The organism is Streptomyces triticisoli, assembly GCF_003270085.1.
Lineage (GTDB): Bacteria > Actinomycetota > Actinomycetes > Streptomycetales > Streptomycetaceae > Streptomyces > Streptomyces triticisoli.
This window is the reverse complement of the sequence record NZ_QFDQ01000212.1, coordinates 15552-31017: the sequence shown is the minus strand read 5'-3', so window position 1 is coordinate 31017 and position 15466 is coordinate 15552. Positions and strand designations below refer to the sequence as shown.

The 15466-nt window shown below is 71.0% G+C and carries 13 protein-coding genes; 8 read left to right on the top strand and 5 right to left on the bottom strand.

What is annotated here, in order from left to right:
• Window positions 1-53: 53 nt before the first annotated feature.
• Window positions 54-1784, bottom strand: a complete 1731-nt coding sequence (leuA, locus tag DEP02_RS26235) for a 2-isopropylmalate synthase (RefSeq protein ID WP_112470159.1) — start codon at window positions 1782-1784, stop codon at window positions 54-56.
• Between the two features lie 382 nt (window positions 1785-2166).
• On the opposite strand from leuA, the gene DEP02_RS26225 reads away from it, so the two are divergent.
• The 8 genes from DEP02_RS26225 (at window position 2167) to era (ending at window position 9401) form a co-directional block, all read left to right on the top strand.
• Complete coding sequence (locus tag DEP02_RS26225; RefSeq protein WP_112470158.1) at window positions 2167-3237, top strand: M4 family metallopeptidase; 1071 nt, start codon at window positions 2167-2169, stop codon at window positions 3235-3237.
• Window positions 3238-3258: 21 nt separating this feature from the next.
• Window positions 3259-3525, top strand: a complete 267-nt coding sequence (locus DEP02_RS26220) for a protealysin inhibitor emfourin (protein ID WP_112470157.1) — start codon at window positions 3259-3261, stop codon at window positions 3523-3525.
• Window positions 3526-3571: 46 nt separating this feature from the next.
• Complete coding sequence (locus tag DEP02_RS26215) at window positions 3572-4933, top strand: GH1 family beta-glucosidase (RefSeq protein ID WP_438947798.1); 1362 nt, start codon at window positions 3572-3574, stop codon at window positions 4931-4933.
• A 129-nt stretch (window positions 4934-5062) separates the two neighbouring features.
• A complete protein-coding gene (locus DEP02_RS26210; protein ID WP_112470155.1) occupies window positions 5063-6145 on the top strand; it encodes a PhoH family protein in 1083 nt (360 codons plus the stop codon).
• A gap of 12 nt (window positions 6146-6157) precedes the next feature.
• Window positions 6158-6655, top strand: coding sequence for an rRNA maturation RNase YbeY (gene ybeY, locus DEP02_RS26205; protein WP_112470154.1), 498 nt, complete (start codon window positions 6158-6160; stop codon window positions 6653-6655).
• Between the two features lie 7 nt (window positions 6656-6662).
• Window positions 6663-7970: a hemolysin family protein gene (locus DEP02_RS26200; RefSeq protein ID WP_112470153.1), complete on the top strand. Its 1308-nt coding sequence runs from the start codon at window positions 6663-6665 to the stop codon at window positions 7968-7970.
• A 38-nt stretch (window positions 7971-8008) separates the two neighbouring features.
• Window positions 8009-8371 (top strand): cytidine deaminase-like protein, encoded by a 363-nt coding sequence (locus DEP02_RS26195; RefSeq protein WP_112470152.1) that lies wholly within the window; start codon window positions 8009-8011, stop codon window positions 8369-8371.
• 43 nt (window positions 8372-8414) lie between these two features.
• Window positions 8415-9401, top strand: a complete 987-nt coding sequence (era, locus tag DEP02_RS26190; protein ID WP_198668601.1) for a GTPase Era — start codon at window positions 8415-8417, stop codon at window positions 9399-9401.
• Between the two features lie 137 nt (window positions 9402-9538).
• Here era and DEP02_RS26185 read toward each other — a convergent pair whose 3' ends face one another.
• The 4 genes from DEP02_RS26185 to DEP02_RS26170 form a co-directional block, all read right to left on the bottom strand.
• The gene (locus DEP02_RS26185) at window positions 9539-11647 is read right to left on the bottom strand and encodes a glycoside hydrolase family 31 protein (RefSeq protein ID WP_232839283.1); all 2109 of its coding nucleotides are present in this window, start codon (window positions 11645-11647) and stop codon (window positions 9539-9541) included.
• 112 nt (window positions 11648-11759) lie between these two features.
• Window positions 11760-12881, bottom strand: a complete 1122-nt coding sequence (locus tag DEP02_RS26180) for a carbohydrate kinase family protein (RefSeq protein WP_112470162.1) — start codon at window positions 12879-12881, stop codon at window positions 11760-11762.
• A gap of 204 nt (window positions 12882-13085) precedes the next feature.
• Window positions 13086-14381, bottom strand: coding sequence for a glucarate dehydratase family protein (locus DEP02_RS26175; RefSeq protein ID WP_112470149.1), 1296 nt, complete (start codon window positions 14379-14381; stop codon window positions 13086-13088).
• A gap of 82 nt (window positions 14382-14463) precedes the next feature.
• Entirely contained in the window at window positions 14464-15456 is a 993-nt protein-coding gene (locus tag DEP02_RS26170) for an adenosine deaminase (protein WP_198668599.1), read from the bottom strand.
• Between the last annotated feature and the right edge of the window lie 10 nt (window positions 15457-15466).

Here is a 15466-nt window from a genome sequence, read left to right as displayed (position 1 = left end):
CCCCGGCCGCCTCGACAGGCGGCCGGGGGCCCGGACGGACACGGGTCGAGCGGTCAGCGGGCCGCCCGGTTGACGGCCGAGACGACCGCCTTCAGCGACGCACGTGTCGTGTTCGCGTCGATGCCGATGCCCCACAGCACCTTGTCGTCGATCGCGCATTCGATGTAGGAGGCGGCCTGCGCGGAGGCGCCCTCGCTCATCGTGTGCTCCTGGTAGTCCAGCAGGCGTACGTCGACGCCGATGGAGTGCAGGGCGTCGAAGAAGGCCGAGATCGGTCCGTTGCCGGAGCCGGTCAGCACGGTGTCCTCGCCGTCGACCGTGGCCTCGACGGTCAGGGTGTCGACCCCGTCCGTGTCCGTCGTCGACTGGCCCGTCCTGACCTGGATACGGCCCCACGGGTTGTCCGGGTTCGGCAGGTACTCGTCCTGGAAGACCTCCCAGATCTCCTTCGGCGTGACCTCGCCGCCCTCGGCGTCCGTCTTGGCCTGGATGATCCGGGAGAACTCGATCTGCATCCGGCGCGGCAGGTCCAGCTTGTGGTCGTTCTTCAGGACGTAGGCGATGCCGCCCTTGCCGGACTGCGAGTTGACGCGGATGACGGCCTCGTAGGACCGGCCGACGTCCTTGGGGTCGATGGGCAGGTACGGCACCGCCCACTCGAGGTCGTCGACCGTGACGCCCCTGGCCTTCGCGTCGGCCTCCATCGTGTCGAAGCCCTTCTTGATGGCGTCCTGGTGGGAGCCGGAGAAGGACGTGTAGACCAGGTCGCCCACGTACGGGTGGCGCGGGTGGACCTCCATCTGGTTGCAGTACTCCCACGTACGGCGGATCTCGTCGATGTCGGAGAAGTCGATCTGCGGGTCGACGCCCTGCGAGAACAGGTTCATGCCCAGGGTGACCAGGTCGACGTTGCCGGTGCGCTCGCCCTGCCCGAACAGGCAGCCCTCGACGCGGTCGGCGCCGGCCATCAGCGCCAGCTCGGCGGCGGCGACGGCCGTACCGCGGTCGTTGTGCGGGTGGACGGACAGGCAGACGTACTCGCGCCGGGACAGGTTGCGGTGCATCCACTCGAAGCGGTCCGCGTGCGTGGACGGCGTCGAACGCTCCACCGTGGCGGGCAGGTTGAGGATGATCTCGCGGCCCGGGCCGGGCTGCCAGACGTCCATGACCGCCTCGCAGACCTCCAGGGCGAAGTCCAGCTCGGTGTCGGTGAAGATCTCGGGGCTGTACTGGTAGCCGAACGCCGTACCATCAGCCTCGTCGCCCAGCAGCTTCCCGGCGTACTCCATCACCAGGCGGGTGCCGTCGACGGCGATCTGCTTGATGTCGTCCTTGGAGCCGCGGAAGACGACCCGGCGGAAGACCGGGGCGGTGGCGTTGTACAGGTGGACGGTGGCCCGCCTGGCGCCCTTGAGGGACTCCACGGTCCGCTCGATCAGGTCCTCGCGGGCCTGGGTCAGTACGGAGATCGTGACGTCCTCCGGGATCGCGCCCTCCTCCTCGATGATGGAGCGCACGAAGTCGAAGTCGGTCTGGCCGGAGGCCGGGAAGCCGACCTCGATCTCCTTGTAGCCCATCCTGACCAGCTGGTCGAACATCCGGCGCTTGCGCTCGGGCGACATGGGGTCGATCAGGGCCTGGTTGCCGTCGCGCAGGTCGGTGGAGAGCCAGCGGGGGGCGACGGTGATCCGCTTGCCGGGCCAGGTGCGGTCCGGGATGTCGACCTGCTCGTAGCGGCCGTACTTGTGGATCGGCATGGAACTGGGCTGCTGGCGGTTGGCCATGGTTGCGTGGGCTCCTCGAAAAGGTCCGCGGGTCCGCGGGGGCCGGAAAGCGGCCGACGGCGCAACGCCAGACACCGCGGTGAGGGGGTCGGCCTCGACTACAGGCCCTCGCCGCGGCAGCTAAGGAGAAGCAGCCCGAAACGCATGATGCTCCGCAGCCTAACCGAGCCGCCCCGGACGCGCGGGCCCGTTCCAGTATGCGGAATCGACGGGACGAAAAGGGCGAAGAGTGCGCGATGTCACGCGCGCACGTCACGCTCGGCGACCTCCCACGCCCCTCCCTACCACTTCGCCACCGACCGAAGGCCCCCTTGCCCCGATATTTCACCAATCATGGTTGCGGGTGGTGACAGCCACATCACGCAGTGCCATGGTTCCGGGCATGACGACCAACGGGGGCTTCGAGCCCGTCTTCTGCACCATCGTGCCGCCCCACGTCCTCGACCGCCTCGCACGCAACGAGGACCCCGCGCTCTCCGGACCCGCCCGCCGCACCCTGGAACGCGACGCCTTCGAGCGCACCCGTCGCCGGCTGACCACCGTCATCGGCGCACCCGCCGCCGCCCCGCCCGCCGGCCGGCGGGACGGGCACCCGCACCGCACGATCTACGACGCCCGCCACCGCACCGACCTGCCCGGGCAGAAGGTGCGCGGCGAGGGAAGCCGGCCCGGCAAGGACGCCACGGTCAACCGCGCCTACTCCGGCCTCGGCGCCACCTTCGAGCTGTACCTCACGGTCTACCGGCGGGACTCGATCGACGGCCGCGGCATGCCGCTGGACGCGACGGTGCACTACGACGAGAAGTACAACAACGCCTTCTGGAACGGCGAGCAGATGGTGTTCGGGGACGGCGACGGCGAGATCTTCCTCGACTTCACCATCCCCGTCGACGTCATCGGCCACGAGCTGACCCACGGCGTCACCCAGCACACCGCCAACCTGGCCTACTTCGGCCAGTCCGGGGCGCTGAACGAGTCGGTCTCGGACGTCTTCGGCTCGCTGATCAAGCAGTACGTGCTCGGCCAGACCGCAGCCGAGGCCGACTGGCTGATCGGCGCGGGGCTGCTGGCCCCGGGCGTCAGCGGCACCGCGCTGCGCTCGATGAAGGCGCCCGGCACGGCGTACGACGACGACGTGCTCGGCAAGGACCCGCAGCCGGCCACGATGGACCACTACGTCCACACCGGCAGCGACAACGGCGGCGTGCACATCAACTCCGGCATCCCCAACCACGCCTTCTACCTGACCGCCACCGCGCTCGGCGGCCACGCCTGGGAGAAGGCCGGGCAGATCTGGTACGACGTGCTGACCGGCGGCAAGCTCGAGGAGGACGCGCTGTTCGCGGACTTCGCCACGCTCACCGTGCGGGCGGCCCGGGAGCGGTACGGCGCCGGCGACGAGCTGCAGGCCGTGCGGAAGGCATGGGAACAAGTGGGGGTGCGGACGCTGTAGTTCCGTACTAGACACGGACCCATGCGGATTCGAGTGAGGCGTACGGGAGGGTTCGCGGGCATCGAGCGCCGTGCCGAGGTCGACACCTCGGGGCGGCCCGATGCCCAGGAGTTGCGGGACCTGGCCGAGCGGGCGCTGACCGCCGGCCGGTCCGCGCCGCCGGCCGGGGTGCCCGACGGGTTCAGTTACGAGATCACGGTGGACGGCCGGACGGTGTACGCGGCCGACCCCCGGCTGACCGGGGAGCAGCGGGAGCTCATCTCCAGAGTACTGAAGGAGGGTGCGTAACTCCCGTTCGGTGCTTGGGCGTTGACTTTCGTTACCGTCGGTAAGGATGATCCGGCGCATGGCGACGAACCCGATACCTCAGTTCCCGGCCGGCTTCCTGTGGGGCGTGTCGACCTCGGCCCACCAGATCGAGGGGGCGGTCCAGGAGCGCGAGCCGTCCGTGTGGGACGTGTTCACGGCCGAGCCGGGACGGGTGAAGGACGGCTCGACGGCGGCGGTGGCCTGCGACCACTACCACCGCCACCGCGAGGACGTGGCACTGCTGGCCGGACTCGGCGTGGACGCGTACCGCTTCTCGGTCTCCTGGCCGCGGGTGAACTCCCCTGGCGGCCTCGACTTCTACGACCGTCTGGTCGACGACCTGTGCGCGGCGGGCGTCCGCCCGGTCCCGACCCTCTTCCACTGGGACCTGCCGGCCGGGCTGGACTGGCTGGAACGGGACACGGCCGCGCGGTTCGCCGCGTACGTGTCGGTGGTCGCCGAACGCCTGGGCGACCGCGTGGGGAAGTGGATCACGCTCAACGAACCCGCCGAGCACACCCTGCTGGGCCACGCCCTGGGCGTGCACGCACCGGGGAAGCGGCTGTTGTTCGACGCGCTGCCGGCCGCCCACCACCAGCTGCTCGCCCACGGCCTGGCGGTACGGGCGCTGCGCGCGGCCGGGGCCACGGACATCGGCATCGCCAACTCGCACGGGCCGGCCTGGCCGGCGTCTCAGGAACAGGCGGACGTGGAGGCGGCGGACCTCTACGACGTCCTGCTGAACCGGATGTTCGCGGAGCCGGTGCTGCTGGGCACGTACCCGGAGGGCATCGGGGAGCTGATGCCGGGCGACGTCGGGTCCGACCTGAGGATCATCGCGGAGCCGCTGGACTGGTACGGCGTCAACTACTACGCGCCCACCCGGGTGGGCGCCCCGCAGGGCGAGGAGACCGGGTTCGGCGGCGTGTCCCTGCCCGCCGGGCTCCCCTTCTCGCTCCGGCCGGTCGAGGGGCGCCCGGTCACGGACTTCGGCTGGCCCGTGGTCCCGGAGGGCCTGCCCGAGCTGCTGACCGGCTTCCGCGACCGCTACGGCGACCGCCTCCCGCCCGTCGTCATCACGGAGAACGGCTGCTCCTACGAGGGCCTCGACGACCAGGACCGCATCACCTACCTGGACGGCCACATCCGCGCCCTGCACCGGGCCGTCGAGGCGGGCGTGGACGTGCGCGGCTACTTCGTGTGGTCGCTGCTGGACAACTTCGAGTGGGCGGAGGGCTACGCGCGCCGGTTCGGGCTGGTGCACGTGGACCACGCCACGCTGAAGCGCACACCGAAGGCGTCGTACGCCTGGTTCCGGGACGTGCTGCGGACCCAGAGGCGCCGGGGCGTGGCCGGGGCTCGTCCGCGCGGTGGTGTGCGGCGGTGATCCCGTTCCCGAGGGTGCCGAAAAGCCCTACGGCCTTGTCGCCTCCCCGTCGTACCCTGGGAAGCGCGAGGCCGCGGTCAGTCGCGCGGCCGTGACGAGGAGGAATCAGCAGGCCTTCAGCGCCGGCCCATGACTCAGACACCCGCAGCCAGCAGCCCCGCGCAGGGGCAGGCAAAAGCACAGTTCACCGTCCCCGCCCAGCACCCCATGGTGACCCTGCTGGGGTCCGGCGACTCCCTCCTGCGCGTGATCGAGAAGGCCTTCCCGGGGGCCGACATCCACGTCCGGGGCAATGAGATCAGCGCGGTCGGCGACCCGGCGGACGTCGCCCTGGTCCAGCGCGTGTTCGACGAGATGCTGCTGGTGCTCCGCACCGGGCAGCCGATGACGGAGGACGCAGTGGAACGCTCGATCGCCATGCTCAAGGCGAGCGAGAACGGGGAGGGCGACGGCCACGAGACCCCGGCCGAGGTCCTGACGCAGAACATCCTGTCCTCGCGCGGCCGCACCATCCGCCCCAAGACGCTCAACCAGAAGCGGTACGTCGACGCGATCGACAAGCACACGGTCGTCTTCGGCATCGGCCCCGCCGGCACCGGCAAGACCTACCTGGCCATGGCCAAGGCGGTGCAGGCCCTGCAGTCCAAGCAGGTCAACCGCATCATCCTGACCCGCCCGGCGGTCGAGGCCGGCGAGCGCCTGGGCTTCCTGCCCGGCACGCTCTACGAGAAGATCGACCCGTACCTGCGTCCGCTGTACGACGCGCTGCACGACATGATCGACCCGGACTCGATCCCGCGGCTGATGGCGGCGGGGACGATCGAGGTCGCGCCGCTGGCCTACATGCGTGGCCGCACGCTCAACGACGCCTTCATCATCCTGGACGAGGCCCAGAACACCAGCCCCGAGCAGATGAAGATGTTCCTCACCCGTCTCGGCTTCGACTCGAAGGTCGTGATCACGGGTGATGTGACGCAGGTGGACCTGCCGAACGGCACGAAGAGCGGCCTGCGGCAGGTGCAGGAGATCCTGGAGGGGGTCGAGGACGTCCACTTCTCCCGTCTGTCGTCGCACGACGTCGTACGGCACAAGCTGGTGGGCCGTATTGTCGACGCGTACGAGAAGTACGACAGCAAGCACGGCACCGAGGACGGCGTGCCCAGGCCCGCCGGTCACGGCAAGGCCGCCGGGCACGGGCACAAGGGGAAGTAGACCAGCACCACCATGTCGATCGACGTCAACAACGAGTCGGGAACCGAGGTCGACGAGCGGGCGATCCTCGACATCGCCCGCTACGCGCTCACCCGGATGCGCATCCACCCGCTCTCCGAGCTCTCGGTGATCGTCGTGGACGCCGAGGCCATGGAGCAGTTGCACATCCAGTGGATGGACCTGCCCGGGCCCACCGATGTCATGTCCTTTCCGATGGACGAGCTGAGGCCACCGTCGAAGGACGACGACGAGCCCCCGCAGGGCCTGCTCGGCGACATCGTGCTGTGCCCCGAGGTCGCCGCGAAGCAGGGCGCCGAGGCCCCGACGCAGCACTCCATGGACGAGGAGCTGCAGCTGCTCACCGTCCACGGGGTGCTGCACCTGCTCGGCTACGACCACGAGGAGCCGGGCGAGAAGGCCGAGATGTTCGGTCTGCAGGCCGCGATCGTGGACGGCTGGCGCGCGGAGCGGGGCCTGCAGGGGCCGTCGCCGGCACCCACCGTCACGTAAGCCGCCCATGAGCGCTCAGATCGTTCTCGGCGCGATCGCCCTGGTGGTCGTCGCCTGGCTCGCCGCCTGCGCGGAGGCGGCCCTGCCCCGCGTGACCAGCTTCCGTGCCGAGAAGGCCGTGAAGTCCGGCCGCCGGGGCAGCACCAAGCTGGCCCAGGTCGCCGCGGACGCGACCCGGTACCTGAACCTGGCCCTGCTGATCCGCATGGCCTGCGAGATGGCGGCGGCGTCGCTGGTCACGTACGCGTGCCTGGATGTGTTCACGGGCACGGCCCAGGCGCTGGTGGTGGCCATCGTGGTCATGGTGCTCGTCTCCTACGTCGCCATCGGGGTCTCCCCGCGCACCATCGGCCGCCTGCACCCGCTGAACACGGCGACCGCGGCGGCGTACGTCCTGGTGCCGCTGGCCCGGGTGCTGGGCCCGATCCCCTCGCTGCTGATCCTCATCGGCAACCTGCTCACCCCGGGCAAGGGCTTCCGGCGCGGCCCGTTCGCCTCCGAGGCGGAGCTGCGGGAGATGGTCGACCTCGCGGAGCGGGAGTCGCTGATCGAGGCCGAGGAGCGCCGCATGGTGCACTCGGTGTTCGAGCTCGGGGACACGCTGGTGCGCGAGGTGATGGTGCCGCGCACCGACCTGGTGATGATCGAGCGGTACAAGACGATCCGCCAGGCCCTCACCCTGGCCCTGCGCTCCGGCTTCTCCCGCATCCCGGTCACCGGCGAGAGCGAGGACGACATCGTCGGGATCGTGTACCTGAAGGACCTGGCCCGCAAGACGCACATCAGCCGGGACGCGGAGAGCGAGCTGGTGTCGACGGCGATGCGCCCGGCCGTGTTCGTGCCGGACACCAAGAACGCCGGTGACCTGCTGCGCGAGATGCAGAAGGAACGCAACCACGTCGCGGTCGTGATCGACGAGTACGGCGGCACGGCCGGTGTCGTCACCATCGAGGACATCCTCGAGGAGATCGTCGGCGAGATCACCGACGAGTACGACCGTGAACTGCCGCCGGTGGAGAAGCTCGGCGACGGCCGCTACCGCATCACCGCGCGCCTGGACATCACCGACCTGGGCGAGCTGTACGGCCTGGAGGAGTACGACGACGAGGACGTGGAGACCGTCGGCGGGCTGCTCGCCAAGGCGCTGGGGCGGGTGCCCATCGCGGGGGCCTCGGCGGTCGTCGAGGTGCCGGACGGCCGGAAGCTGCGGCTGACGGCGGAGGCGGCGGCGGGCCGCCGGAACAAGATCGTTACGGTGCTGGTGGAGCCGGTGACTCCGGCCGAGCCCGCCGGGGACGAGGAGGCGGCGGGCTGAGGGGCCGGCCCGGTGGTGCGACTCCGTATGCTCGGGACATGACCGAGAGCAACGCGCTTGACCCCGAGGACCGCAAGATCGTCACCCTGGCCCGCTCGGCCCGGGCCCGCAACGGTGTGCCGGAGGGCGCGGCCGTACGGGACGAGACGGGGCGCACGTACGTCGCGGGGTCGGTGCACCTGGCCTCGCTGAAGCTGAGCGCCCTGCAGACGGCGGTGGCGATGGCGGTGGCCTCCGGGGCGACCTCGTTGGAGGCGGCGGCGGTGGTCAGCGAGGCGGAGGGGATCGCTCCGGAGGACCGGGCCGCCGTGCGGGACCTGGGCGGGGCGGCGACGCCGGTGCTGCTGGCGGGGCCGGACGGGGAGGTGCGGCTGACGCTGCCCGCGGGGGCGGACGAGTAGTGCGCGTGCGGCGGGGGCTTGTGGATCAGGGACAATGGGCGCCATGAGCGTTCGTACCCAGTCATCCGCGCAGCCCGCCGAGGGTGGGGGCACCTCCCACGCCGTCAAGGCAGTGGGGGACCACCGGGCCGGCTTCGCCTGTTTCGTGGGCCGGCCCAACGCGGGCAAGTCCACCCTCATGAACGCTCTGGTCGGGCAGAAGGTGGCGATCACCTCGAACCGGCCGCAGACGACGCGGCACACCGTGCGGGGCATCGTGCACCGGCCGGAAGCCCAGCTGATCCTGGTGGACACCCCGGGGCTGCACAAGCCGCGCACGCTGCTGGGGGAACGGCTGAACGACGTGGTACGGACCACGTGGGCCGAGGTCGACGTGATCGGGTTCTGTCTGCCGGCCAACCAGAAGATCGGGCCCGGTGACCGGTTCATCGCGAAGGAGCTGGCCGGGATCAAGCGGACGCCCAAGGTCGCGATCGTCACAAAGACGGACCTGGTGGACTCCAAGGCCCTGGCCGAACAGTTGCTCGCGGTCCACCGGCTGGGCGAGGAGCTGGGGATCGCCTGGGCGGAGATCGTGCCGGTGTCGGCGACGGCCGGCAAGCAGGTGGATCTGCTCGCCGATCTGCTGATCCCGCTGATGCCGGAGGGGCCGGCGCTGTATCCCGAGGGCGACCTGACGGACGAGCCGGAGCAGGTGATGGTGGCCGAGCTGATCCGGGAGGCGGCGCTGGAGGGGGTGCGGGACGAGCTGCCGCACTCGATCGCGGTGGTGGTGGAGGAGATGCTGCCGCGGGAGGACCGGCCGGCGGACAAGCCGCTGCTGGACATCCACGCGAACGTTTTCATCGAGCGGCCGAGTCAGAAGGGCATCGTCATCGGGCCCAAGGGCAGGCGGCTGAAGGAAGTGGGGATCAAGTCCCGCAAGCAGATCGAGGCGCTGCTGGGGACGCCGGTGTTCCTGGACCTCCATGTGAAGGTCGCGAAGGACTGGCAACGGGACCCCAAGCAGCTGCGGCGTCTCGGCTTCTGAGGTCCTTCGCCCACCTGTCCGACTCGGTGACTTGAGAAGTCACGCTCCCCGGGGCTCCACCCCGGACCCGGGCGGGGGCTGCGCCCCCTGCCCCCACAGGGTGCACCCCCACAGGGTTCGCCCGCCCCGGGTGGCCGTCAGCGCAGGGCCTTCAGGGCCTTGTCCGACCCGCTCGCTCCGAGGTTGACGAAGACCGGGGTGACGCCCAGGGGGGTGGCGTAGGACTGGATCGTCCGGGGGCCCTGGAGGGTTCGGGCGTGGGTCACGTCGTACCAGGTGCCCGGGGGGAGGTGGATGGGGCGGTTGGGGGTGTTCGTCAGTTGTGGGGCCGCCAGGACCGCGGGGCCCAGCATCCATGCGTCGGTGATCGTGTACGCCTGCTCGTGGTGCGGGAAGTCGAAGAACAGGGGACGCATGATCGGGTCGCCGGTTCTCAGGGTGTGCTGGACCTGGTCCCAGATGTAGGGGGCCAGGCGGGTGTGGCGGGCGAGGGCCTGGCGGTAGAGGGTGATGGTCTGCTGGTCGTAGACCACCTTCTTGCCGGTCGTGACGTCGATGGTGTCCACGGGGGACGTGGAGGCGTACATCAGCGGCATCAGGGACGCGGACTGGGCCCAGCGGACCAGTACCTCCTTCGTGGGGGCGGGCTGGGCGCTGGAGCCGCCGATCATGTCGGTGGTGACGAAAGGGTAGCCGATCGTGGAGATGGCGAGGTTCTGGGTGACGGAGGCGCGCAGGGAGTCCCAGCCGGTGCCCTTGTCCAGTTGGCGGGTGACGAATCCGGCCCGGTGGGCGGTGGTGTCCCAGTGGACACGGATGCCGACGCCCTGCAGGTCGAACTCGTCGGCGAGCTGGGCGCCCAGGCGCTGGTAGTCGGTGGGGGCGTAGCCCGCGCGCGGGGCGCACCGCTCGTCGAAGAAGCGGGTGTCGAACTTCAGGCCGTCGACGTCGTACGTGGTCATCAGGGTTTTGAGCCGGTTCTTGTACCAGGCCGCCGCTTCCGGGTTGGCGAGGTCGACGATGCCTGCCGTGCCGTTCCACCACGTGACCCGGCAGGGCCTTCCGGGGTCGGTGGCGTCCGCGAGCAGGTAGCCGCGGTCGGCGGCGTACTGGTACTGGTCGGAGTCCAGGTTGATCCACAGGGTCACCCAGAGTCCGAAGTCGAAGCCCAGGTCGTGGACGCGGCGTGACATCGCCCCGGGGTCGGGGTAGGCCTTCGGGTCGAAGGTCAGGTTCCCGTAGTTGGACTCCCACTTGTCGTCGAGTTGGAGCGTGTGGCCGGTGAGGCCGTGGTCGTGGAGGTCCTGGGCGTAGTCCAGGAGTTCGGCCTGGCCGACGTGGGTGTAGAACTGCGCCCAGGAGTTCCACACCGGCTCCGCGTACTGGCGGTACGTCGCGTCGCTCTTCGCCGGCCTGCCCACGATGCCGACGTAGTCGCGGTAGACCTCCAGGGGCGTGGACTCCACGAAGACCGTCGCCCGGTACGGGTCCGCGGACTCGATGTCGAAGCGGCCCAGGCCGTCCTCGCCCCGGTTGATCGCCACGTTCATCACGTGTCCGGTGTCCACGTGCAGACCGGCCGCCGAGGACGTGTACCAGAAGGGGTCGATCATGTAGTACGAGGCCGGGCCGAAGGCCTCGTGGACGACCTGGCCGGTGTCGAGCGGCCAGGGCTGGTCGGTGGCGGGGCCGCCCTTCGGGGTCTGTGTCTCGCCGTGGCCGTACCAGTGGCCGGCGGACTTCAAGTCGTAGGCCAGCCCGAGGCGTTCGGGGGTCACTCCCCCGACCTGCCAGTCGAGTAGGTAGCGGTCGGCGGACGGGGTGATGCGGGCCCGCACCGTCGCGCCGGTCAGCGTCGTGGCGGCGGTGAGGGTCAGGGTGCCGTTCTTCCAGGTCCAGTCGGTGACGCGGGTGGCGTACTGCCAGGCGCCGGCGGTGTGGAAGCGCAGCGCTCCGCCGGTGCTGCCGTCGGCGGTGGCCATGACCGTGCTTCCCGAGCGGCTGGTCATCAGGGAGAGTTGACCGGTCGTCACCCGAAGTGTGTAGCCGGGAGCGGTGCCGCTCGGCGGGACGGTCAGGGTGAGCGCGTCCGCGGAGTGGGTGAGCCGGGGGGCTCGGGGGTCGGGAGCCGCCTCGGTCCGGGTCCGTGCCTGTGCCGGGTCCGGGGTGGTCAACGCCACGGGAAGGGCCAGGCTGAGGCCGAGGACGGCGAGGAGCACTCCGGGTCTGCGGGTCGGTCTGCGCACGACGCGTGTCCTTCGACGGAGGGAGTCGGGAAACTGCTTGCCCCATCGTGCTCGATCGTGCCGATGATTGGGCGTCAGCAGTCCCCTGTCAACGCCCGTCGGCCGACTCCCGTCACGCCGTCCTGCGGAATCCGATCGTCGGTACGGCCCTGCGCCGCGGCCACGGCTCGACGCTCGCCTCCGGCACCAGGTCCTCCAGGAAGGCGTACCGCCGCAGCGCCGCCGGTTCCTGGCCCTCGACCGACTGCACCCGGCGCCACCAGGCGGCGACTTCGGCCCAGCCGGGGGCCGACAGCGAGCCGCCGAACTCCTGCACGGACAGGGCGGCGGTGAGGCCGGCGAAGGCGAGGCGGTCGGCCAGGGGCCAGCCCGCCAGGGTGCCGGTGACGAAGCCGGCCACGAACACGTCGCCCGCGCCGGTCGGGTCCAGCGCTTCCACGGCGATGGCGGGCACCTCGGCGGTCTCCCCCGTGCGCCGGTCGACCGCGTAGGCGCCCTCCGCGCCGAGGGTGACCACCGCGAGCGGTACGAACTCGGTGAGCGCGTGCGCGGCGGTGCGCGGGCAGTCGGTGCCCGTGTAGCGCATCGCCTCCTCGGCGTTGGGCAGGAACGCCTCGCAGTGCTCCAGGTCGGCCAGGCCCGCAAGGTCCCAGGCGCCGGTCTCGTCCCAGCCGACGTCGCCGAAGACGCGGGTGCCCTCGCCCGCGGCCCGGGCGATCCAGGGGGCGGGCCGGCCGGGTGTCAGGGAGGCCACGGCGGCACGCGCGCGGGGCCTGCGATCCTGGACACCCTCCTGGAGGAACACGGCCTGCGGGGGCGGCTCGTGGCCGTGCGAGACCATCGTGCGCTCGCCCTCGTACGCCATGGAGACGGTGACCGGCGAGTGCCAGCCGGGCACGGTGCGGGACGGGGACAGGTCGATGCCCTCGCCCCGTTGGAGAGCGTCCCAGCAGTAGTCGCCGTAGTGGTCGTCGCCGAACGCCGCCGCCAGGGACGTCCGCAGGCCCAGGCGGGCCAGCGCGGTCGCCATGTTGGCCACGCCGCCGGGGCTCGACCCCATCCCGCGCGCCCAGGACTCGGTGCCGCGCACCGGGGCGGAGACGAGCCCGGTGAAGATGATGTCGAGGAAGACGGTGCCCGTGAGGTACACGTCCCAGGGCGGGTCGTCCGCCGTGCGCAGCCGGGCCAGCGGGTCGACCGGGGGGTGGGGGTGGGCGTGCGGTGCTCCGCCGATGTACTCCCGGTCCTCCGGGTACTCCGGGTACTCCCGGTCCTCCGGGTACTCCCGGTACTCCCAGTACTCCGGGTCCTTCCCGGTGGACGTGCTGGACGGGGTCACGGTGCGCTCCCTGACGTGGTGCGGGTCCGGCCAGTGTGCACCAGAAGCACCGACAACGCGTCGACACCGTACGCCGCGGGACGCGCAGGCCCTCCCGGCCTACCAGCGCGGGGCCGCCGGGGTGACCCAGCCCGGTTCGGCGACGCGCATCGCGGCCTCGTCGTCGCGGTCGCGCAGGCGGCCGTCGTCCTCGGCCCACCGGCGGTGCAGGAAGGCCAGCCGGTCCCGGTCGAGTTCGACGCCGAGGCCGGGGGCGTCACCGACGGCGACCCGGCCGCCGTCGAAGGTGAGGCGCTCGGTGAGGACGTCCTCGGACTGCCAGGGGTAGTGGCTGTCGCAGGCGTGGTGCAGGTTGGGCACGGTGGACGCCACGTGGGTCATCGCTGCCAGGCTGATCCCCAGGTGGGTGTTGGAGTGCATGGACACGCCGACGCCGAAGGCCGCGCACAGGGTCGCCAGGTGCTGGGTGTTGCGCAGGCCGCCCCAGTAGTGGTGGTCGGAGAGGACCACCTGGACCGCGCCCCTGGTGAACGCCTCCTTGATCTCGGCGAAGGTCGTCACGCACATGTTGGTCGCCAGCGGCACACCGGTCCGCGCGGCCACCTCGGCCATGGCGGGCGTGCCGAGCACGGGGTCCTCCAGGTACTCGAGGACGTCCCCGAGCTCCCGGGCCACCCTCACCGAGGTCTCCACCGACCAGGCCCCGTTGGGGTCGAGCCGCAGCGGGTGCCCCGGGAAGGCCGCCGCGAGGGCTCGTACGGCGGCGATCTCCTCATCGGGCGGGAAGACCCCGCCCTTGAGCTTGAAGGAGGTGAAGCCGTGGCGCTCGGTGAACCTGCGCGCCTGCTCCACCACCCCGGCCGGGTCGAGGGCGGCGCCCCAGTCGTCCTTCTCGCCGGCCACCCCCTCGGGGTGAGCACCCCACTTGTAGAAGAGGTAGGCGCTGTACTCCACCGTGTCCCGCACCTTCCCGCCGAGCAGCGCGTGCACGGGCAGGCCGAGCGCCTTCCCGAGGGCGTCCAGGCAGGCGACCTCGAAGGCGGACAGGACGGACAGGCGCAGCTTGTCGGCGGTCTGCACGCCGCGCAGTCCGCCGACGTCGACGGCGTCCCTCACCCGGGAGGCGTCCACGGCGACGTCGAGCGCGAAGAGGCCGTTCAGATCAGTGACCTGACGACCGATCAGCTTCCCCGCGAGCGGGCGGGCCGGCTCCAGGTACTTGGTGTCGCCGTACGTCTCGCCGTATCCGGTGATCCCGCCGGCCGTCACCACCTCCACGATCAGGCGGGGCGTGTACGGCTGGTGGACGCCCTGGGTGTTGAGCAGCGGAGGGTCGGCCACCAGGACCGGGGTCAGCCGTACCTCGGTGACGGTGAGGTCGAGTCCGGTGGTCACCCTCGCTCATCTCCCCCATGGCCATCCATGTACGCGGACGGAGTTTAAGCAGGGGGAAACACTCCGTCAACGGGGCGGGGGCCTACGGGAATGCGTACGCCTCCACCTCGGCCAGGTACCGCCTGCGCCGCTCCTCGTCGTGTTCCAGGAAGGAGGCGAGGAAGGAGTTTCGGGCCAGTTCGCGCAGGCGGTCCTCGGTGAGGCCCAGGGTGTCGCGTACGGCGTCGAAGTTGTCGCCGACGTAGCCGCCGAAATAGGCCGGGTCGTCGGAGTTGACCGTGCAGAGCAGCCCGGCGTCCAGCATGGCGGGCAGCGGGTGGTCGGCGAGGGTGTCGACCGCGCGCAGCCGGACGTTGGACAGGGGGCACAGGGTCAGCGGGATCCGGTCGCGGACCAGGCGGTCGACCAGGGCCGGGTCCTCCATGCAGCTCAGCCCGTGGTCGACGCGTTCGACACCGAGCAGGTCCAGGGCCTGCCTGATGTACTCCGGCGGCCCCTCCTCACCGGCGTGCGCCACGCGCCGCAGGCCGAGGGCGGCGGCGGCCTCGTACACCTCGCGGAACTTCACCGGCGGATGCCCGGCCTCGGCCGAGTCCAGGCCGACGCCCACGATCCGGTCCAGGTACGGCTCGGCGGCCCGCAGGGTCTCCATGGCCGACTCGGCGGACTCGTCGCGCAGGAAGCACATGATCAGCTGGGTGGAGACGCCGTGGTTCTCCTCGCTGCTGCCCAGCGCCCGCCACAACCCCTCGACGACCGTGCCCATGCCGACGCCGCGCGCGATGTGGGCCTGCGGGTCGAAGAAGATCTCCGCGTGCCGCACGCCCTGCGCGGCGGCGCGGGCGAGGTAGGCGTTCGAGAGGTCCTCGAAGTCCCGCTCGGTGCGCAGGACGGCCATGAGCTCGTAGTACAGGTTCAGGAAGGACTGCAGGTCCTCGAACCGGTAGGCCTCGCGGATCTCGTCGGTGTCCGCGTACGGCAGCTCGACACCGTTGCGCTCGGCGAGCGCGAAGGCCAGTTCGGGCTCCAGGGTGCCTTCGATGTGCAGGTGCAGTTCGGCTTTCGGCAGGGGCATCAGAACATCG